Raw genomic sequence first — 21,039 nt, 5'->3', positions numbered from 1 at the left:
TAAGATTCCATCCGAAAACTTCCTCTTAATTGCTTCGCTCGACTTGCATGTGTTAAGCACGCCGCCAGCGTTCATCCTGAGCCAGGATCAAACTCTCATGTTAAAGTTTTGATCTTGATCCAAAATTAACGTTAGCTAATTTTAAACCGTTTTACTGTTTTGTTTGGTTCGTATACATCTCTGTATTTGTTCTGAATTTTCTCATTCAAGGCCATCAAACATGACCCGTTTTATTAGAATTTTCAGGGTTTTACATACTGTTCAATCTTTAATTATCAAGGTTCATTCTGTGTTGTTGTCTTCAACAGCAACTCGATTAGTATATCATGTTGAGAAGTGTTTGTCAACAACTTTTTAAAACTTTTTTTCAAACTCGTTTGCTGTGTTTAGCAGCGGAGTTTATATTATCATATCTGTCAGAAGTTGTCAATCACTTTTTGCAGTTATTTGTCGAAAAAGTTTTTTCTTATCTTCCTGCTGGTTTCTTCTTTTAAAAAGCGGAGAAAGAGGGATTTGAACCCTCGCGCCGGTTACCCGACCTACACCCTTAGCAGGGGCGCCTCTTCGGCCTCTTGAGTATTTCTCCGTAGTTTTAAATGAATCAGCAATATGATATTATGCTCTGAAACTAATACTTTTTCAGACGCATTGACAATTATACTAGAGAAGACAAGCATTGTCAACCCGTTTTTCTAATTTTTTTTCACATATTTTTATTGATCTCGTTTTGAATGCTGTTATGCACTATATCTGCTATTTCTTTTGTTTTTAATCCTATATATTGTTCCGGATAAATGGGTGGAAGATAACAGACTTTTACATTTACTTTATTAAAAGAAGAAATATCAAATGGTTTATAGCAATCGATCAGTGCAACCGGAACAATCGGACATCGGGCATTAACGGCGCTTTTAAAGGTTCCTCCTTTAAATTCCAATATGTTATTCTCCTGTTTGCTCCTGGTGCCTTCTGCAAAAATCACATAATTTCTGCCTTCTTTCACTTCTTCGGTCATTTTATTAATTATAGTAAGAGAAGCGCGGATATCTTTGCGGTCAATAGACATACCCCTTAAAAGTTCAATAACCTGTTTGACCAATATAATATTAGAAGCTTCTTTTTTTACCACCACGCCAAAAGGATTCGGGCAGGTATCAATAATTGCCAGCATATCAAATAATCCCTGATGGTTGGGAAATAATATAAATCCATTTTCTTTTGGAATGTTCTCTGATCCATGACCTTCTACGGTCACTCTGCCGGATATATTGACGCGCTTTACAATATTTCTTAAATAATGATAGCGTTCCTCTTCAGTATGGGTATCATTTGGACGGCCTAATCTCCATATATGATACAGCCATATTGGAACTCTTGTTATGTTTCTGGCTAACATCAGTACAATTCTTTTCATATTTTTATCTCATTTCTGCTCATTATATCTATTATACAGCGATAAGCCGGGTAATTCAATTTATTATGATCATGAATGTTAAGAAATTCGTAATTGACTTTTATCGTGCTATATTATATTATTGTATTAAGTAAATAGTACAATAATACAGGAGGTAATCATATGCCATGGACATTTGAAAATGATCGTCCCATTTACACACAGTTATTGGAGAAGATAAGGCTGAATATTATCTCCGGAACTTATCCAATCGGAAGTAAACTGCCGTCTGTCAGAGATTTGGCAGCTGACGCTGCTGTTAATCCTAATACAATGCAGAAAGCGCTTGCTGAACTGGAACGAAGCGGATTGATATATTCACAACGGACTTCAGGAAGATATGTTACGGAGGATGCCAATATGATTCAAAAAATGAAGGAAGATATTGCTCAGGAAAAAATTGAAGAATTTATGAAACTTATGAGGCAAATTGGTTTTGAACCTGAAGAGATTTGTATTTTAATTGAAAAGACAATAAAGGAGGGCAAATTATGAGTTCCATATTAGAATGCAGTCATTTGACAAAATGGTTCGGATCTACCAGAGCGCTGTATGATTTCAGCTTAAAGATCGAACCGGGAAGGATTGTCGGACTCCTGGGGCCAAATGGAAGCGGAAAATCTACCTTCCTTAAATTAGCTAACGGTTTGCTGGTCCCTAAAAGCGGCACGATAACAGTCTGTGATATTCCGGTGGGATTGGATACGAAATCTCATATTTCTTATCTGCCTGATAAAAATTATTTGAATAACTGGATGTCAGTTACGCAGCTGATCGATATGTTTCATGATTTTTACAGTGATTTTGATAGGAATAAAGCTTATGAAATGTTAAAAAGGCTTAATATCAATGAAAAAGACTGTATGAAGACCATGTCAAAGGGTACGAAAGAAAAAGTCCAGTTAATTTTGGTCATGAGCAGAAAATCGGATCTCTATCTTTTGGATGAACCGATTGGAGGCGTCGACCCGGCTACGAGGGATTATATATTAAATACGATTATTTCTAATTATAATGAAGATGGTTCTGTTATTATTTCAACTCATCTTATTTCAGACATCGAACAAGTGCTGGATGATGTTATTTTTCTTAAAGAAGGGGAATTGGCGCTTTATTCTACCGTAGATGATATCCGGGTTAAATACGGAAAATCTGTGGATGCACTTTTCAGGGAGGTATTCAGATGTTAAGTAAATTAATGAAACAGGACTATTTGTCCACGAGAAGATTATTTTTTCCATCCTACCTGGTATTTATCATAATATCCGTTTTAAATAAAATTCTGGTTGAGATGTCCAAAAATATGGCGCAGCCGCAAAATGCGATTGATTTTATATCTGTCATAGCGATGACTTTGTATGTAATTTCAATTATCGCTTTATTTGTTGTCACTTATGTTTTCATTTGTATGCATTTTTATAAGACTATGTCATCGGAACAGGGATATTTAACGCATACTCTTCCGGTTAAGACCAGAACAATTATTAATGCTAAATTGTTTAACTCGATTATATGGCAGGCTTTAACTGTATTACTTGTTTTTCTATCATTTATTCTGCTTCTGGCCGGACATATGAAAGATATCACATTTCAAGTTATATATGCAAATTATGTAGAATTTATTGAAGAAAATATGTATATGAACGCATCGACATTTACTATTGAGATGATTATCACCTGCATTATCAGCTTATTCAGTTCTTCCATGATGTTTTATTGTTCCATTGCTATTGGACATTTATTTAATAAGCATAAAGTTGGCGGAGCTGTGATCGCTTATATTGGTATCTATATGGTTATGCAGATGCTGGGAACTATCTTACTGTTTGCCAGCGGGTTCCTCAGATTTATTAATCATGATTCGGCTGATTTCTTCTATGTTTATAATAAGATAATGATCTCTTCTATCGCTTTAAGCGTTGTTACGACTGCTGTGATGTATTTTATAACTGAATATATATTTAGAAAAAAATTAAATATGGAATAAAAAGGGCGCCGAAGAGGCGGTATAGGGAAAGCGGGGTTCCGGGCTCCCTATACCGTACCTTGGGTGTTTTATTCTTTTTGTGAGGTATTATTATCATTCTGAAGATTATAATATTCTCTGACCTTATTTTCTATTTCTGTAAGAATCTCAGGATGTTCTGATAAATAGATTTTGGCGCCTTCTCTTCCCTGGGCTATTTTAGAACCGTTATAGGAGTACCAGGAACCGCTTTTGTTGACTACATCAATATTGGATGCCAAATCTAAAATATCCCCCTCCCTTGAAATACCACTTCCATACATGATATCAAATTCCGCTTCCTTAAAAGGGGGCGCTATTTTATTTTTGACCACTTTAATTCTGGTTCTGTTGCCGATCCTGTCCCCGCCGCTTTTTATGATATCAATTTTTCTGACATCCAATCTCACTGATGCATAGAATTTAAGCGCTTTTCCGCCTGTGGTCACTTCCGGGTTGCCGAACATGATTCCGATCTTTTCGCGCAGCTGATTGATGAAAATAACAATGCATTTGGATTTGCTTACGACTGGGGTCAGTTTTCTTAATGCCTGTGACATGAGCCTGGCCTGAAGCCCCATATGGCTGTCTCCCATGTCGCCGTCTATTTCTGCTTTGGGAACCAGGGCGGCGACGGAGTCAATGACAACAATATCGATAGCTCCGGACCGAACCATCATCTCTGCAATCTCCAGCGCCTGTTCTCCTGTATCGGGTTGGGATATGTATAATTCATCAATGTCAACGCCAATACGTTTTGCATATTGGGGATCTAATGCGTGTTCGGCATCGATAAATGCTGCGATTCCGTCTCTTTTTTGAATCTCAGCCACCATATGAAGGGAGACTGTGGTTTTACCGCTGGATTCCGGTCCGTAGATCTCAATTACCCTTCCCCTGGGAATACCGCCTAAACCAAGGGCGATATCCAGGCTCAGTGCTCCGGTAGGCACAACTTCTACCTCTCCAATGGAATTAGGATCTCCAAGGCGCATTACCGCGCCTTTTCCAAAATCTTTTTCAATCTTTGACAGCGCTTCATTTAATGCTTTTTTCTTATTTTCATCCATAAATTATTTACCTTTCTCTTTCTTAGGTACGAAATAAATGAGGAACCGTTTCGCTCTGTGTATCTGAGCGAAACGATTCCTCATTGTTTGCCCACTGTACATTCTTTGTACAGCTCTCCGTTTATCTTAACAGATTTTTGGCCATGAATGTAAGTTGTTTTTACATTTTAATTTACCATAAGAACGAATGCCGCCCATTAAACGGGCGGCATTATTTTTATTCCTCTGTTTCCGTATTTACTTCTGACTCTTCTTCTAACAATTCTTCCGCCTCGTCGGCTTTGTTTCCGCTGTCTCTGACTTTGGCGATGCTTGCTACGGTAATATCGGAGTTTGCATCGATATTCATCAATTTTACACCGGAAGTATTACGGCCGATTATGGTGATATCGCTGACGGAAATTCTGATAATAATTCCTTCTGTGGTGATTAACATAATATCGTGGTCATCATGCACTAATTTTGCACCTACAATGTCGCCTGTTTTATCGACGATCTTATAGCAGCGCACACCTTTTCCGCCACGTTTCTGAGGCGTAAATTCATCGATGCTGGTACGTTTGCCCATACCGTTAGCAGATACGATCAGAAGATATTCGCCCTGGGTATCCACCTGCATTCCTACGATCTCATCGCCGTCGTCCAGCTTCATACCGATTACACCCATGGAAACACGGCCCGTTACCCTTACATCGGTTTCTTCAAAACGGATGCACTGGCCTTTTTTCGTAACCATGAAAATATCTTTTGTATCATCTGTCGCCTTAACCTCGATCAGCTCATCATTTTCACGAAGTACGATTGCCTGAAGGCCGTTCTTGCGGACGTTTTCGTATTCCTTCATCGGAGTTTTCTTTACCATACCGTTCTTGGTGGCCATGAACAGATATTTATCATCATCATACTCTTTCATCGGGATGATGGCGGTAATCTTCTCTCCTGGAAGCAGCTGCAGCAAGTTGATGATGGCTGTTCCTCTGGCTGTGCGGCCGGCTTCCGGTATCGCATATGCTTTGAGACGGTATACGCGGCCTGTGTTGGTGAAGAACATGATATAGTGATGGCTTGTTGTCATGAACAGGTCTTCGATATAATCCTCTTCGATGGTCTGCATTCCCTTGATGCCTTTTCCGCCACGGTTCTGGCTCTTGAAATTGTCAACTGACATTCTCTTTATATATCCCAGGTTGGTCATGGCGATAACGGCTTCTTCATCAGGAATCAGATCTTCCATGGACATATCAAATTCATCGAATCCTATAGCGGTTCTTCTTTCATCGCCGTATTTATCGGAAATTAACTGGATTTCATCTTTAATAACGCCTAATAACAGATTCTCATCTCCTAAAATGCTCTTTAAGTATGCGATGCGGTCCATGAGTTCCTTATATTCATTCTCAAGTTTCTCGCGTTCCAGACCTGTCAGAGCGCGCAGACGCATGTCCACAATTGCCTGGGCCTGAACGTCGCTGAGACCAAAACGCTCCATTAACTGAAGTTTGGCATCCTGAACATTGGAGGAAGCGCGGATAATTTTGATCACTTCGTCGATATGGTCAAGGGCTATCAGCAATCCCTCTAAGATGTGGGCCCGCTCTTCGGCTTTATTTAACTCGTATTTTGTTCTTCTTGTTACAACTTCTTTTTGATGGTCTAAGTAATAATTAAGCATCTGAACCAGATTTAATACACGTGGTTCATTGTTAACCAGCGCAAGCATGATAACGCCAAAGGTATCCTGCAGCTGGGTATGTTTCAGAAGCTGGTTTAAAATAACGTTGGCATTGACGTCACGGCGGAGTTCAATTACGATTCTCATACCGGTTCTGTCGGATTCATCACGAAGATCAGTGATGCCGTCGACCTTCTTTTCTTTTACAAGATCGGCGATCTTTTCGATCAGGCGGGCTTTATTAACCATGTATGGAAGTTCTGTAGCGATAATGCGGCTTTTTCCATTGGGCATGGTTTCAATGTTGGTCACAGCACGGACACGGATCTTGCCGCGGCCGGTGCGGTATGCTTCTTCAATTCCTCTTTTTCCGAGAATGGTGGCTCCGGTTGGGAAGTCAGGCCCTTTTATAATTTCCAGAATTTCTTCCATGTCTGTCTGACGGCCTTCATTAACCTGGTTGTCAATGATTTTAACCACCGCAGCGATCACTTCTCTGAGGTTATGAGGAGGGATGTTGGTGGCCATACCTACTGCGATACCTGACGTACCATTTACCAGAAGGTTGGGATATCTGGATGGAAGTACTACCGGTTCTTTTTCTGTTTCGTCAAAGTTTGGTGTGAAATCTACGGTGTCTTTATTGATGTCAGCAGTCATCTCCATGGAGATCTTGCTCAAACGGGCTTCTGTATAACGCATGGCTGCGGCTCCGTCACCATCCACAGAACCGAAGTTTCCGTGGCCATCAACCAGCGGATAACGGGTTGACCATTCCTGAGCCATATTTACCAATGCGCCGTAGATGGAGCTGTCGCCATGAGGATGGTATTTACCCATGGTATCACCGACGATACGGGCACATTTACGATGTGGCTTGTCCGGACCGTTGTTCAACTCGATCATAGAATATAAGATTCTTCTCTGTACCGGCTTTAAACCGTCTCTTACGTCAGGCAGAGCCCTGGATGCGATAACACTCATGGCATAGTCAATGTATGACGTTTCCATGGTCTTTTTCAGGTCTATGTCATGAACTTTATCAAAGATATTTGGTTCCATTATTTTCCTCCATTTTTACTTTTTTACATCAGTGACCTGGTCTTTTCAGTTAAAGGGTGAAGGCATTTTCCGAAATGCCTTCACCCTTGATGTTGGAAAGGCCTGATATAAAAAATAATTTAGATATCCAGGTTCTGTACATATTTTGCATTTGCTTCAATAAATTCACGTCTAGGCTCTACCTGGTCACCCATCAGGGTTGTAAATGTCAAATCGATTTCGGAAGTAGTCTCTTCATCCATGGTCACACGAAGTAAAATACGGCGTTCCGGGTCCATGGTTGTCTCCCACAGCTGTTCTGCATCCATCTCTCCCAGACCTTTGTAACGCTGGATCTTGTTATTGGTATCGCGGCCTACTTCGGCGAGGATGCTGTTAAGTTCCTCATCGCTGTATGCGTACCATACTTTTTTATTCTTTTCCAGTTTATATAACGGCGGCTGAGCCAGATATACATGGCCCTGCTTGATGAGTTCGGGCATAAAGCGGTAAAGGAAGGTTAAAAGCAGGGTGCTGATATGAGCGCCGTCCACATCCGCATCGGTCATGATAATGATCTTGTGGTATCTTAATTTGGAAATGTCAAAATCATCATGAATACCGGTACCGAAAGCGGTGATCATGGCTTTAATCTCCGCATTGGCGTATATCTTATCGAGTCTTGCTTTTTCTACGTTTAAGATCTTTCCTCTAAGCGGAAGAATCGCCTGGGTATTTCTGGAGCGGGCTGTCTTTGCGGAACCGCCTGCGGAATCTCCTTCGACGATATAAATCTCGCATTTCTCCGGATTTTTATCGGAACAGTCGGCAAGTTTACCGGGAAGGGCCATTCCTTCCAATGCGGTCTTTCTTCTGGTTAAATCTCTCGCTTTTCTGGCTGCGGCACGCGCACGCTGGGCGAGAATGGATTTTTCGCACATTGCTTTAGCGACGGACGGATTCTGCTCTAAGTAATAGGTGAGCTGTTCGCTTACGATATTATCAACGGCTCCTCTGGCTTCGCTGTTTCCTAATTTCTGTTTGGTCTGGCCTTCAAACTGAGGATCTTCAATCTTAACGCTGATGATGGCGGTCAGGCCTTCGCGGATATCTTCACCGCTTAAATTGGCTTCGTTGTCCTTTAAAAGCTTGTTTTTACGGGCGTAATCGTTAAAAGTTTTGGTCAGGGCATTTTTAAAACCGGCCAGGTGGGTTCCGCCTTCAGGGGTGTTTATATTGTTTACAAAACTGTATACATTTTCTGTATAGGAATCGTTGTGCTGCATGGATACTTCCACGTAAATACCGTCTTTAATTCCTTCGCAGTAGATTACATCACTGTATAACGGAGTCTTGCCTTTATTCAGATAGCCGATAAATTCCTTGATTCCGCCTTCATAATGGAATTGTTTTTCAATTTTTTCTTCTCTGTCGTCACGGAGAATGATTTTTAACGCCTTAGTAAGAAATGCGGTTTCACGGAGGCGTATTTTTAAATCGTTATAATCAAAAATAGTTTCGTCGAAAATTTCTTTATCTGGAAGGAACGTTACCTCTGTGCCGTGTTTGTCTTCCGGACATTCGCCGACTACTTTCAGAGGGTACATGGCTTTGCCCCTCTCATATCTCTGCTGATAGATTTTTCCTTCTGAATATATTCTTACTTCCAGCCACTCGGATAATGCGTTGACAACAGACGCGCCTACGCCGTGAAGTCCTCCTGATACCTTGTATCCTCCACCGCCGAACTTACCGCCGGCATGAAGGATGGTAAATACGACTTCAACCGCAGGGATTCCGGCTTTTTTCTGGATTCCGACAGGAATACCCCGGCCGTTATCCTTTACAGTAATAGAATTGTCATGGTTAATCTGCACGTCGATTTCTGTACAGAATCCGGCCAGAGCCTCATCTACCGCGTTATCTACGATCTCATATACCAGGTGGTGAAGTCCCCTTGATGAAGTACTACCAATATACATACCCGGACGTTTCCGGACCGCTTCCAGTCCTTCCAGTATTTGAATTTGATCTGCTCCATATTCAGCACTCATAAGTTTCCTCCTAATTTTCGCTTAATATTGTTCCATTGATTACTTTGAATATCTTATCGATCTTAAAACGGTTGTTAATGAAATCTTCTAATCCGGTACAAGTAATCATGGTCTGTATATGATTGATTACGGATAATAGATGATTCTGACGGTTACCGTCCAATTCCGATAACACATCATCCAATAAAAGAATCGGATAATCATGTACCATTCGTTTTACTAGTTCTATTTCTGCCAGCTTTAAGGAAAGCGCTGCAGTTCTCTGCTGGCCCTGAGAACCGAATTTGCGGATATCGATTTCGTTTACATAAAAACTGATATCGTCCCGGTGTGGTCCTGTAAGGGTGGTTTTCTGTTTGATATCCTGAAAACGGCTTCGTTTTAAGGCCTGTTCAAATTGGTCAGGCGTAACATTTGGATCGTAACGGATATCAAGATTTTCTTTATCTCCGGACAGCTGTAAATGGATCTCTTTTATAATATCGTTCAGTCTGTCGATAAATTCCCTCCGGTAATTGATCACCTCTTTGCCGTACTGAACCAGCTGCATATCCCATATATCCAGCGTTTCTTCATATTCCGGTTTGAATGCAAGCTCTTTTAACAGCTTGTTCCTTTGAATGACAATATGGTTATACTGGACTAGGGCGTGTACGTACAGCTTGTTTAGTTGACATAACTCAAGGTCAATAAACCTTCTTCTTTCAGAAGGCCCATTTTTGATCAGATTTAAATCTTCGGGCGAAAAAAACACCACGTTCACGATGCCGAATAATTCACTTGCCTTGCGTATGGGGATGCCGTTGACAGCGACTCCCTTTGCTTTATTTTTCTTCAAATGCATATCAATCCGGTACGGAACGTCGTTTTTTCTTATATTCAGTTTTATATGGGATTCATCCCGCTCAAACTGGATGATATCCTTGTCTTTGCTCCCGCGGTGGGACTTGGTGGTGCAGGCCATGTAGATGGCCTCCAGCACATTGGTCTTTCCCTGAGCGTTATCACCATATAGGATATTGGTTCCCTGACTAAAATCCATATGTAGTTCGTCATAATTTCTATAATTCTTTAACTCTACAGATTCAATAATCATGGAACCTTTCCTTATGCTTCAATCTTTATAGTATTGCCGTCAAATGTGACCACGTCTCCGTCTCTGAGCTTTTTACCTCTCTGATACTCCACTTCGCCGTTGACTTTTACAAGGCCGTCTTCAATGGCAAACTTGGCGTCAACACCTGATTCCACCAGGTTTGCGGCCTTTAAGGCCTGGCCAAGCTTTATATATTCGTCTCTTAATTTAATGACTTCCATAGATGCCTCCTGAGCACTAATCGTTGTACTCCGCCTGATTGAAGTTAACCGGTAAAATCAGGTAGATGTAATTTTCATCGTCGTCTTTGATATAACATGGTGCTTTTGGATTCATCATATAGATGGTAACTTCTTCGTCATCGATGATTCTTAATGCATCGATCAGGAATTTCGGATTAAATCCAATCATCATATCCTTGCCGTATTTATGAATCAAAACCTCGGCGTTCATATATCCAAAAACGGTTTTCAGGCTCAGTTTCATAACGCTGTCGGAAATCTTCAGAATAATCGGCTTTTTGTCGCTTTCACGAATCAAAATGCTGGCTCTCTCGATGGAATCCAACAGCTCTTTGCGGTTGATATTAATCTTTGTCTCGTAATCGTTGGACAGCATCTGGTTGATCTTGAAATATTCTCCTTCGATCAGGCGGGAAACCACGATTGTCTCGTCAAACTGGAACAAAATGTGATTGCTGCTGAAGAATAAAAGCACTTCGGAATCATTGTCCCCATTTAAAATCTTGCTGATTTCGCTGAGGGTTTTGCCGGGTACGATCACTTTTCTGGATTCGTAACTGTCTTTTAAGATGATCTTACGGATGGAAATACGGTGGCCATCCAAAGATGTAAGTTTTAATTCGTTGTCATTGACTTCGAACAAAACGCCGGTCATCATCTTATTACTATCATTGACAGAAATGGAAAAAATAGTCTGTCTGATCACTTCTTTTAACGTAAATTGGGAAAGGCAGATATAATGATCTCTTTCTATATAAGGAAGATAGGAATATCCCTCCGCACTTTGTCCCTGAATATTGAACACGGAATTGTCGCAGGTGATGATCACCCTTAAATCTTTATCACTTTCAATGGTGACCATCGCATCTCCTCCGGGGAGTTTGCGGATAATCTCTGAAAAAAGTTTGGATTCAAGAGCCAGTTTTCCACGTTCTTCAATAATGCCTTCTACTTTGGTTTCGATACCCAGTTCCATATCATTGCCGGTGAGCTTGATATCCGTACCGCTGGCATCGATTAAGATGCATTCCAGAATAGGAAGCGTTGTTTTTGAAGGCACTGCTTTAAGAACGATGTTTATGCCATTAAGAAGGTCGTCTTTTTTGAATGTAAGCTTCATATTTGTTGATAACTCCTTTTCGTTTTTTGGTCATGTAAGAAAGTAATTTATAGAATAGATTTCCGTAGCATTCGTAGTAGGGGGTGTGAGTTTGTGTATAAACTTAAAATTCCTTTAAAATAAAAGATTTTTAAGGGCTTGGCCATGTTTAAAGGTATGTGAATAAGTGTCAAATCATTTAAGAATAACTTTGAGGTTATCCACATAGGATTAAGTGGCCACGATTTTCACATTTTTATCCACAGGAAACCCACAGGAAGTCCACAGCCTATTGTGGACTAATTTTCTTCTTCAGGATCTCGATTGTATTTTTAAGAGTATCGTTTTTCGCAAGGTCTGCGGCGATCTTTTCGGAACCGTGGATAATGGTTGTGTGGTCACGTCCTCCAAGGGATTTTCCGATGGACTGCAGCGGAACTGCCGTCATATCGCGGCAAAGATACATCACGATCTGGCGTGGATAAACGATCTCTTTATTCCTCTTTTGAGAATAGATATCAAGAGGGGTCAGGCCAAAATGATCGGCTACGATCTGGATGATCAGTTCCGGGGTGATCTCACGGTCGCTGTTAGGGGAAATGATGTCCTTTAACGCTAATTCGGCCAGCTCAATATTGATCTCTTTGTTGTTGTCCAGTTTGGAAAGGGCTACGATTTTGGTCAGGGCTCCTTCTAACTCACGGATATTGGATTTAATATTGGTGGCAATGTATTTGATCACTTCGTTATCAATATTATAGCCTTCTAATTCCTCTTTTTTACGTAAAATGGCCATCCTTGTCTCATAATCAGGGGACTGGATGTCCACGGTAAGTCCCCATTCAAAACGTGAACGAAGCCTTTCTTCCAGCGTTTCGATATCTTTCGGCGGTTTATCGGAAGATATGATGATCTGTTTCTTTGCTTCGTACAGAGTGTTGAAGGTGTGGAAAAATTCTTCCTGTGTACTTTCTTTACCGATGATAAACTGAATATCGTCGATTAAAAGTACATCGTTGTTACGATATTTTTCCCTGAATTCAGTTGTGGATATATTGTTTTTGTTACGGATGGCGTCGATCAGCTCATTCGTAAATTTTTCAGAAGTTACGTATAAAATCTTGGCTTCCGGATTATTCTTTAATATAAAGTGAGCGATGGAATGCATCAAGTGGGTTTTTCCAAGTCCAACGCCTCCGTAGATGAAGAGAGGGTTGTAGATCTCTCCCGGTGATTCGGCGACAGCCAGCGCTGCGGCATGGGCTAAGTTGTTGTTGGCGCCGACTACAAAGGTGTCAAATGTATATCTTGGATTCAAATTGGCATTCTGGATAGCGGTAGGGCTGACATCTGCCGGCTTTGAATTGATGAGAACCTTGTTATTTTCCGGCTTTGGCTGAACCAGTTCTTCCAATGTAATGTCTATCTCACAGTTGATTCCGGTCACTTCAGCGACTGCAATCTGAAGGAGCACGCTGTATTTCTTCTTAATATAGCTGATCATGTTGGCGTCGGAGGCCAGAATCTTTAAAACGTTGTTTTCAATGTCGTATGGCTTTAGCGGAAGAAGCCATGTATTGAAAGATATATCTAAAATATCGTATTCTTCTTTTAAATATTGAAGGATTTGGTCCCATTTCTTTTTTATTTCATCAATCATGTCAACTCTCCTAAACTATAATAAAAGGTAAATTCGCACATTTACCCAATCTAAATCCATTGTATACTAAATCCAATAAATTTTCAATGTTTATAAAAAAATATTGTGGATAACTATGTGAAAGCCCTGGGGAAATATTGTGTAAACGATGTGGAATAACAATAAATGGAAAAGTTATCAACATTATCCTCAAATAGTCGGAAATATTGATATTTTCGTTGCTTTGTGAATAAAAATGCCACTTATTCAGATTATTATCCACAACTTATCAACATTTTGGGGATAACATTATGTAAATTAACTCATTATCCACAAGATAAAGGCCGGAAAAGTGATTATGTAAATTAATCATTGACATGTATACAGAAAGTTTCTATAATTTGGCTGTGACTATATTATTGCATTGTATCTTTTTAAAAGAACAGTAGCAGGAGGAAAAAAATGAATAGTTTGGAAAAAACCCGTAACATGGTAGTGACGGCTGTATTTATGGCCATCATCATCATCATGGCGTTTGTGCCTTTCCTTGGGTATATTCCGCTGGGATTCATGAATGCGACCATCATTCACATACCAGTCATTGTCGGAGCCATATTGCTTGGACCGAAAAGTGGCGCGTTTCTTGGTCTTGTGTTCGGACTCACTAGCGTGTGGAAAAGTACGACGGCACCCATCGTTACTTCTTTTGTTTTTTCACCATTTACAAATGTGAGCATTAACGGTGTGAGCTTTGTAAATATTGTGGGAAGTACGATCATACCTTTGGTTCCCAGAATTTTGATTGGAGTGGTGGCCTATTATGTGTATGAGGCCCTGATTAAGCTTTGGGGACACAGAAAGCGATACCTTGCGTTTATTACGGCAGGGGTTGCAGGTTCGTTGACAAATACGCTGCTCGTTATGAATTTTATCTATCTTTTTTTCGGAGGGCGGTACGCGGAAGCTTCCGGAAAAGCGTTTAAGGGATTATATATGGTGATCCTGGGTGTAATATGTATGAACGGAATTCCTGAGGCGATTCTGGCAGGAATCCTGACATTAGCTTTGGCAAGCGCTTTATTTAAAGTGAAACAATAATATAGAGGATACTAAATCTTGTAATTCATAATATAGCACATACATATTGTGGGGGTGGTAAATTTACCATCCCCTTTTTTTTCTTTTTTACTTGACGAAGCGGCATGTTTTCTATATAATTGAGGGGATGTTTAATTAAAATAGTCTAAATGTGTTTAATTCAAATTACATTGATTTAGATAACTATAGTTAGAGGAGGTGCACAGATATGAAAATGACATTTCAGCCTAAAAACAGACAGAGATCAAAAGTTCATGGTTTCAGAGCTAGAATGAGTACTCCGGGCGGAAGAAAAGTAATAGCTTCCAGAAGAGCAAAAGGTAGAGCAAAATTATCAGCTTAATGAACCAAGGCCGCAAGTGATTGTGGCCTTTTTTTGACATAAGAGAATCGGATTTGTTTCCGGTTCTCATTGTCTTCTATCATTATTTTGGAGGACGATTTGAAACATTTTAATTCGATAAAGAAGAATAGTGATTTTCAAAAGGTTTACAGAACCGGAAAGTCCTATGCAAACAAATTATTAATCATGTACGTGAAAGAAAACGGCGGAGATGAGAACCGGATTGGAATTTCCGTCAGTAAAAAGGTTGGAAACAGCGTAGTCAGGCATCATATCACCAGATTAATAAGAGAAATATTTCGTCTGAATGAAAACATGTTGGATAAGGGATTAGACATCGTAGTGGTTGCCAGACCGGCAGCAAAAGAATCAGATTTCAAATTAATCGAGAGTGCATATCTGCACCTATGTGGACTTCATAACATTAAAAAAGAATCGAAGTGATCTTATGATTAAAAAAATACTTATATTGATGATAAGGTTTTATCAGATATTTCTTTCACCTTTAAAAGTAAGAACTCACTGTATTTATACACCTACGTGTTCTCAATACGCCATTGAGGCACTTCAAAAGTATGGTGTATTAAAAGGTACATGGTTGGCTGTTAAAAGGATACTCAGGTGTCATCCTTGGGCCGAAGGCGGTTATGATCCTGTCCCGTAGAACAATTTCACAGCCCGGCTGTGAATCATTTGAGGAGGTAATTCATTGGATTTCTTAGTATTGACTAAAACAGGAGGCTTTTTGTTAGGCCCGATTGCTAATGTTTTAGGTGTCATCATGGATGCATTATTCCGTTTTACCAGTATTTTTGGTGTGATGAACATCGGTTTATGTATTATTTTATTTACAATTGTTATTAAGCTGATCATGTTCCCGCTTACTCTGAAACAGCAGAAATCAAGCAAACTGATGGCTGTTATGCAGCCGGAGATTCAGGCAATTCAGAAGAAGTATAAGGACAAAAAAGATCAGGATTCCATGATGAAGATGAACGTGGAAACAAAAGCTGTTTATGAAAAGTATGGAACTTCCATGACAGGCGGATGTTTACAGCTTATTATCCAGATGCCTATCCTGTTTGCATTGTACCGGGTTATTTATAATATTCCGGCATATGTAGAATCCGTTAAGATGTATTTTGCCCAGGTTGTTACAGCGATCAGCGGTGTTGACAGTATTTCCAACTTAGCAGAGGGCGCTGCAACTAATCTTGTTAATTTTGCGAACGCAAACAGCATTCCTTTAACGGGAATGAATGCCATCGGCGACCTGACAGGCGTTACAGGAACCGCGCTTGGCAATAAGATGATTGATATCTTATATAAATTAAACCCGGCTCAGTGGGTTGCACTTGCCAATGATCCCACATTCCACAGCGCAGCGGATGTTATTAATACAAATGCGGCGCAGATTGAGAGCATGAATTCCTTCCTTGGAATTAACCTGGCTACTTCACCCTGGACAGGCTTTGTGCCTACATTAGCATGGCTTATCCCGGTTTTAGCTGGTTTGACACAGTGGTACAGTACTAAACTTATGACTTCCACACAGTCTATGAGTGAAGATACCCCTGGAGCACAGTCCATGAAGACCATGAACACCATGATGCCTCTTATGTCGGCATTTTTCTGCTTCACATTCCCGGCAGCTATCGGTATCTACTGGGTAGCCAGCAGTGCTGTTCAGGTTGTACAGCAGTTGGCAGTTAACTCTTATCTTAACAAAGTAGATATAGATGAGATGATTGCTAAAAATGTTGAGAAAGCCAATAAAAAGCGTGCGAAACAGGGACTTCCGCCTGCAAAGGTCAGTCAGAATGCCAGCGCTAATTTGAAGAATATTCAGGCCGCTGCTGAGAGAGAAGAAGCTGAAAGAGCGAAAAAATTGGAAAAGACTCAGGAGATCGTGAAGGAATCCACCAATTATTATAATCAGAATGCAAAGCCGGGCAGTTTGGCTGCGAAGGCAAATATGGTTCAGAAGTATAATGAGAAGCACAACAAATAAGGAGGGGGTCCGGTATGAATAAAACAATTACAGTTCATGCAAAAACTGTAGGTGACGCGATTACAAAAGCAGCAATAGAACTTGGAACTGCCAGCGATAATATTCATTATGAAGTGATCGAAAAGGGAAGTTCAGGATTATTTGGTTTTATAGGTGCGAAGGACGCTGTTATAAGTGCAAGAGTTATGGAACCGGAAGAAATTGAAAAAGCGAAAAACGACGCATTAAAAGCTTCTGTGAAAAAGGAAGAAAAAGCGGCAGTTAAAGAAGAAAAGAAACCGGCTGTTAAAGAACCTGTAAAAGCAGAGAAGAAAGCAGATAAAAAAGCTGAGACAAAAACCGCTCCGGCGAAAGAGCCTGCACCCAAAGGAGTGTTAGATCCTGTTGGCAGCGCAGAGAAGTTTTTAAAGGATACATTTGCCGCTATGGGAATGGAAGTTCAGATTGACGCTTCTTATGATGAAGGTGAAAAAGAATTATCCGTTAATATGACCGGCGATGATATGGGAATTCTGATCGGTAAGAGAGGACAGACCTTAGATTCTTTACAGTATCTTGTAAGCCTTGTTGTTAATAAGGAAAGCGAAGGATATGTAAGAGTTAAGCTGGATACGGAAAATTACCGTGAGAGAAGAAAAGAAACATTGGAAACCTTGGCAAAGAACATTGCTTATAAGGTTAAGAGGACAAAGCGGTCCGTATCTTTGGAGCCGATGAATCCTTATGAGAGAAGAATTATTCATTCCGCACTTCAGAGTGACCGTTATGTGGTTACGAGAAGTGAAGGAGAGGAACCATTCAGACATGTTGTGATCTCTTTAAAGAGAGAAAACAGTAAAAAAGACAGATACAATTCTGAAAAATAAAACCGAGGGTTTGGGATGTTTTATGGCATATATGCCGGACACCTCAAGCCCTTTGTTTCATTCATTGAAAAGAAAAGGTTGAAGATATGGTAAAATCAGATACAATTGCTGCGATTGGAACAGCTGTGAGCAGTTCAGGAATTGGAATAATCAGAATAAGCGGGCCGGAATCATTTGAGATAGCGGATCAGATATTCAGGGCTAAGAATGGAAAAAAGATTGAAGAAGCAAAATCCCATACAATTCATTATGGACATATCTGTGATGGGGATGAAGTGATAGATGAAGTGCTGGTCATGGTCATGAAAGGGCCGCACAGCTATACGGCCGAGGACACCATTGAGATCAATTGTCATGGCGGCGTATTGATGATGAAAAAGATTCTGGAAACGGTGATCAGGCATGGAGCCAGGCCGGCGGAACCAGGTGAATATACAAAGAGAGCATTTTTAAATGGAAGAATTGACCTTTCTCAGGCAGAAGCTGTTATTGATGTGATTAATGCCAAGAACCAGTATGCGCTGCAGAGTTCGGTCAGCCAGTTAAGCGGCGCGGTGTCCAAGAAGATTAAGGAACTGCGGGAGATGATCATCTATCATATCGCTTATATTGAATCCGCCCTTGACGATCCGGAACACATCTCCTTAGACGGGTATTCAGAAGAATTGTCAGGAGTGTTAAGACCGGTTGTGAAGGAAGTCGAAAAACTGGTGGCCTCTTCGGATAACGGAAAGGTGATGTCGGAAGGCATTAAAACGGTGATTCTCGGAAAGCCCAATGCGGGAAAATCTTCTCTTATGAATGTGCTGGCGGGAGAGGAGAGGGCCATCGTTACGGATATTGCCGGAACCACCAGGGACACGTTGGAAGAGCATATCAGGATGCAGGGAATCAGTTTGAATGTGGTGGATACCGCGGGAATCAGGGATACTGAGGACGTGGTGGAAAAGATCGGCGTGAAAAAGGCCAAGTCGGCTGCAGATGAATCGGATCTGATCATCTATGTGGTGGACGGGTCCTGTGAACTGGATGATAATGACCAAAAAATAATTGATCTGATTAAGGATAAAAAATCGATTATTCTATTGAATAAAACGGATCTTAACATGGTGATTTCTAAGGAGGAGCTGGAGAAAAAGACAGGGCAGAAGGTAATTCCGGTGTCCGCAAAAGAAGTGACCGGCATTGAAGAATTGGAAAAAGAGATCAAATCCCTGTTCTATCAGGGAGAGATTGATTTTAACGATGAGGTATATATTACCAATATTAGACACAAAAAAGCTTTGACAGATGCGTTAAACAGTCTTAATATGGTTCAGGAAAGTATTGATAATGGAATGCCGGAGGATTTTTATTCCATAGACCTGATGGATGCATATGAAAGTTTGGGAAGCATAATCGGAGAAGCGGTGGAAGATGATCTGGTAAATGAGATTTTCAGCAAGTTCTGTATGGGAAAATAGGAAGGAAATAATTATGCCGAATCTGGAAGAAACATATGATATCGTTGTTGTCGGCGCCGGACATGCGGGCTGTGAGGCCGCTTTGGCCGCAGCCAGACTGGGTCTGGAAACCATCATGTTTACGGTCAGCGTTGACAGCATCGCGCTTATGCCCTGCAATCCTAACGTAGGAGGCAGCTCGAAGGGACATCTGGTAAGGGAACTGGACGCTTTGGGCGGCGAGATGGGTAAAAATATAGATAAAACATTTATTCAGTCTAAAATGCTGAATGAATCAAAAGGACCTGCGGTCCATTCTTTAAGAGCTCAGGCGGATAAGCAGGAATACTCCAGGGAGATGAGAAGAACTCTGGAAAATACGGATCATCTGACCATCAGACAGGCGGAGGTATCCGATATTATTGTGGAAGACGGTAGAATAACCGGGGTGAAAACATATTCGGGAGCTGTATACCATGCGGGAGCCGTAGTTTTGGCCACAGGTACGTACTTAAAGGCCAGATGTATCTATGGAGATGTGAGCAACCCGACTGGGCCAAACGGCCTTCAGGCTGCCAATCATCTGACGGATTCCTTAAAGGAGCACGGCGTTGAGATGTTCCGCTTTAAAACGGGAACTCCGGCCAGAGTGGATAAGAGAAGTATTGACTTTTCTAAGATGGAAGAGCAGTTCGGCGATGAGAGAGTGGTGCCATTTTCGTTTACAACAGATCCGGAATCCATTCAGAAGGATCAGGTATCCTGCTGGCTGACTTATACCAATGAAAAAACTCATGAGATTATAAGGGCAAACCTGGACCGTTCGCCGTTGTTTTCAGGCGCCATTGAAGGAACCGGACCGAGATACTGTCCGTCTATCGAGGACAAAGTGGTCAAATTCCCGGACAAAAACCGCCACCAGCTTTTTGTGGAACCGGAGGGGCTTTATACCAATGAGATGTATCTGGGCGGCATGTCCAGCTCTCTGCCGGAAGATGTACAGTATGCAATGTACCGGACAGTGCCCGGATTAGAAAATGTCAAAATTGTTCGAAATGCATATGCAATTGAATATGATTGTATTAATTCCAGACAATTAAAAGCTACGTTGGAATTTAAAAATATTGAAGGATTGTTCAGCGGCGGACAGTTTAACGGCAGTTCGGGATATGAAGAAGCGGCGGTTCAGGGATTTATGGCGGGTGTGAATGCCTCCATGAAAGTGTTGGGAAGAGAACCATATGTATTAGATCGTTCTCAAGCGTATATTGGAGTGCTGATTGATGATCTTGTTACAAAAGAAAATCACGAACCTTACCGTATGATGACTTCCAGAGCAGAATACCGTTTGCTTCTGCGTCAGGATAATGCGGATCTCAGACTGACGGAAATTGGCCATGATATTGGGCTGATCAGTGATGAAAGATATGAAAAACTCTTGGAAAAAGAGAAAATGATTGAAAAAGAGATCAGCCGCTTAGAGCAGACTACTATAGGTGCAAACCGCGTGATACAGGAGTTCCTGGAAAAAAATAACAGTACTTTATTGAAATCGGGAAGTACGTTGGCCGAATTGGTAAAGCGGCCGGAATTGGATTATGATAAATTAGCGGAAATTGATCCGGACAGGGTTAAACTGCCGGATGATGTGATAGAGCAGGTGAATATAAATCTTAAATATGACGGATATATACGCCGTCAAAAACAGCAGGTTTCCCAGTTTAAGAAGTTAGAGAGCAAAAAACTGGATGTTAATTTCGATTACAGTACAGTTCAGGGATTGAGAAAAGAAGCGGTTCAGAAGTTAAATTCCTATAAACCCATGTCTGTAGGACAGGCTGGCAGAATCTCGGGAGTTTCTCCGGCGGATATCTCTGTGTTGCTGGTACATCTGTTTCACTAGAATCT

General features: G+C 41.0%; 19 protein-coding genes, 1 tRNA gene and 1 rRNA gene. 11 read left to right on the top strand and 10 right to left on the bottom strand.

The genetic code is table 11. The features are described 5' to 3' along the window. The 3 genes from C0033_RS13655 to C0033_RS13645 form a co-directional block, all read right to left on the bottom strand. A 16S ribosomal RNA gene (locus C0033_RS13655) occupies positions 1-103 on the bottom strand; the annotation flags it as partial. 395 nt (positions 104-498) lie between these two features. Further along, positions 499-586, bottom strand: a tRNA-Ser gene (locus C0033_RS13650). A 117-nt stretch (positions 587-703) separates the two neighbouring features. After that, a complete protein-coding gene (locus tag C0033_RS13645; protein ID WP_103228431.1) occupies positions 704-1,414 on the bottom strand; it encodes a lysophospholipid acyltransferase family protein in 711 nt (236 codons plus the stop codon). A gap of 162 nt (positions 1,415-1,576) precedes the next feature. On the opposite strand from C0033_RS13645, the gene C0033_RS13640 reads away from it, so the two are divergent. The 3 genes from C0033_RS13640 to C0033_RS13630 are packed head-to-tail and all read left to right on the top strand — an operon-like array spanning position 1,577 to position 3,440. Then, positions 1,577-1,948, top strand: a complete 372-nt coding sequence (locus C0033_RS13640; RefSeq protein WP_103228430.1) for a GntR family transcriptional regulator — start codon at positions 1,577-1,579, stop codon at positions 1,946-1,948. Continuing rightward, the gene (locus tag C0033_RS13635; protein ID WP_103228429.1) at positions 1,945-2,643 is read left to right on the top strand and encodes an ABC transporter ATP-binding protein; all 699 of its coding nucleotides are present in this window, start codon (positions 1,945-1,947) and stop codon (positions 2,641-2,643) included. The genes C0033_RS13640 and C0033_RS13635 overlap by 4 nt, the downstream gene beginning before the upstream one ends. Continuing rightward, a complete protein-coding gene (locus tag C0033_RS13630; protein ID WP_103228428.1) occupies positions 2,637-3,440 on the top strand; it encodes a hypothetical protein in 804 nt (267 codons plus the stop codon). Before C0033_RS13635 ends, C0033_RS13630 begins: the two co-directional genes overlap by 7 nt. Positions 3,441-3,508: 68 nt before the next feature. Here C0033_RS13630 and recA read toward each other — a convergent pair whose 3' ends face one another. From recA to dnaA, 7 genes are all read right to left on the bottom strand, one after another. Further along, positions 3,509-4,528, bottom strand: a complete 1,020-nt coding sequence (recA, locus tag C0033_RS13625) for a recombinase RecA (protein WP_103228427.1) — start codon at positions 4,526-4,528, stop codon at positions 3,509-3,511. A 217-nt stretch (positions 4,529-4,745) separates the two neighbouring features. Beyond that, positions 4,746-7,262 (bottom strand): DNA gyrase subunit A, encoded by a 2,517-nt coding sequence (gyrA, locus tag C0033_RS13620; protein ID WP_103228426.1) that lies wholly within the window; start codon positions 7,260-7,262, stop codon positions 4,746-4,748. A gap of 119 nt (positions 7,263-7,381) precedes the next feature. Beyond that, complete coding sequence (gene gyrB, locus C0033_RS13615) at positions 7,382-9,295, bottom strand: DNA topoisomerase (ATP-hydrolyzing) subunit B (protein ID WP_103228425.1); 1,914 nt, start codon at positions 9,293-9,295, stop codon at positions 7,382-7,384. Between the two features lie 10 nt (positions 9,296-9,305). Beyond that, a complete protein-coding gene (gene recF, locus C0033_RS13610; RefSeq protein ID WP_103228424.1) occupies positions 9,306-10,391 on the bottom strand; it encodes a DNA replication/repair protein RecF in 1,086 nt (361 codons plus the stop codon). Between the two features lie 11 nt (positions 10,392-10,402). Then, positions 10,403-10,612 carry an RNA-binding S4 domain-containing protein gene (locus C0033_RS13605; protein WP_103228423.1) on the bottom strand — a complete coding sequence of 70 codons (210 nt, stop codon included), beginning with the start codon at positions 10,610-10,612 and terminating at the stop codon, positions 10,403-10,405. A 16-nt stretch (positions 10,613-10,628) separates the two neighbouring features. Next, a complete protein-coding gene (gene dnaN / locus C0033_RS13600) occupies positions 10,629-11,753 on the bottom strand; it encodes a DNA polymerase III subunit beta (RefSeq protein WP_103228422.1) in 1,125 nt (374 codons plus the stop codon). Between the two features lie 268 nt (positions 11,754-12,021). After that, positions 12,022-13,392, bottom strand: a complete 1,371-nt coding sequence (gene dnaA / locus C0033_RS13595; RefSeq protein WP_103228421.1) for a chromosomal replication initiator protein DnaA — start codon at positions 13,390-13,392, stop codon at positions 12,022-12,024. A gap of 441 nt (positions 13,393-13,833) precedes the next feature. On the opposite strand from dnaA, the gene C0033_RS13590 reads away from it, so the two are divergent. The 8 genes from C0033_RS13590 (at position 13,834) to mnmG (ending at position 21,034) form a co-directional block, all read left to right on the top strand. Continuing rightward, on the top strand, positions 13,834-14,469 hold the full coding sequence (locus C0033_RS13590; protein WP_103228420.1) for an ECF transporter S component: 636 nt from the start codon (positions 13,834-13,836) through the stop codon (positions 14,467-14,469). A 208-nt stretch (positions 14,470-14,677) separates the two neighbouring features. Continuing rightward, positions 14,678-14,812 (top strand): 50S ribosomal protein L34, encoded by a 135-nt coding sequence (gene rpmH, locus C0033_RS13585; protein ID WP_103228419.1) that lies wholly within the window; start codon positions 14,678-14,680, stop codon positions 14,810-14,812. A gap of 99 nt (positions 14,813-14,911) precedes the next feature. After that, positions 14,912-15,256 (top strand): ribonuclease P protein component, encoded by a 345-nt coding sequence (gene rnpA, locus C0033_RS13580; RefSeq protein WP_103228418.1) that lies wholly within the window; start codon positions 14,912-14,914, stop codon positions 15,254-15,256. 4 nt (positions 15,257-15,260) lie between these two features. Further along, the gene (yidD, locus tag C0033_RS13575) at positions 15,261-15,476 is read left to right on the top strand and encodes a membrane protein insertion efficiency factor YidD (protein ID WP_103228417.1); all 216 of its coding nucleotides are present in this window, start codon (positions 15,261-15,263) and stop codon (positions 15,474-15,476) included. Between the two features lie 45 nt (positions 15,477-15,521). Then, a complete protein-coding gene (locus C0033_RS13570; protein WP_103228416.1) occupies positions 15,522-16,823 on the top strand; it encodes a YidC/Oxa1 family membrane protein insertase in 1,302 nt (433 codons plus the stop codon). A gap of 14 nt (positions 16,824-16,837) precedes the next feature. Continuing rightward, entirely contained in the window at positions 16,838-17,689 is an 852-nt protein-coding gene (gene jag / locus C0033_RS13565) for an RNA-binding cell elongation regulator Jag/EloR (RefSeq protein WP_103228415.1), read from the top strand. Positions 17,690-17,775: 86 nt separating this feature from the next. Then, positions 17,776-19,152: a tRNA uridine-5-carboxymethylaminomethyl(34) synthesis GTPase MnmE gene (gene mnmE / locus C0033_RS13560; RefSeq protein ID WP_103228414.1), complete on the top strand. Its 1,377-nt coding sequence runs from the start codon at positions 17,776-17,778 to the stop codon at positions 19,150-19,152. 13 nt (positions 19,153-19,165) lie between these two features. After that, positions 19,166-21,034, top strand: coding sequence for a tRNA uridine-5-carboxymethylaminomethyl(34) synthesis enzyme MnmG (mnmG, locus tag C0033_RS13555; protein WP_103228413.1), 1,869 nt, complete (start codon positions 19,166-19,168; stop codon positions 21,032-21,034). Positions 21,035-21,039: the final 5 nt, after the last annotated feature.

Source organism: Clostridium sp. chh4-2, assembly GCF_002899675.1.
Lineage (GTDB): Bacteria > Bacillota > Clostridia > Lachnospirales > Lachnospiraceae > CHH4-2.
This window is presented reverse-complemented; position numbering and strand designations above follow the sequence as displayed.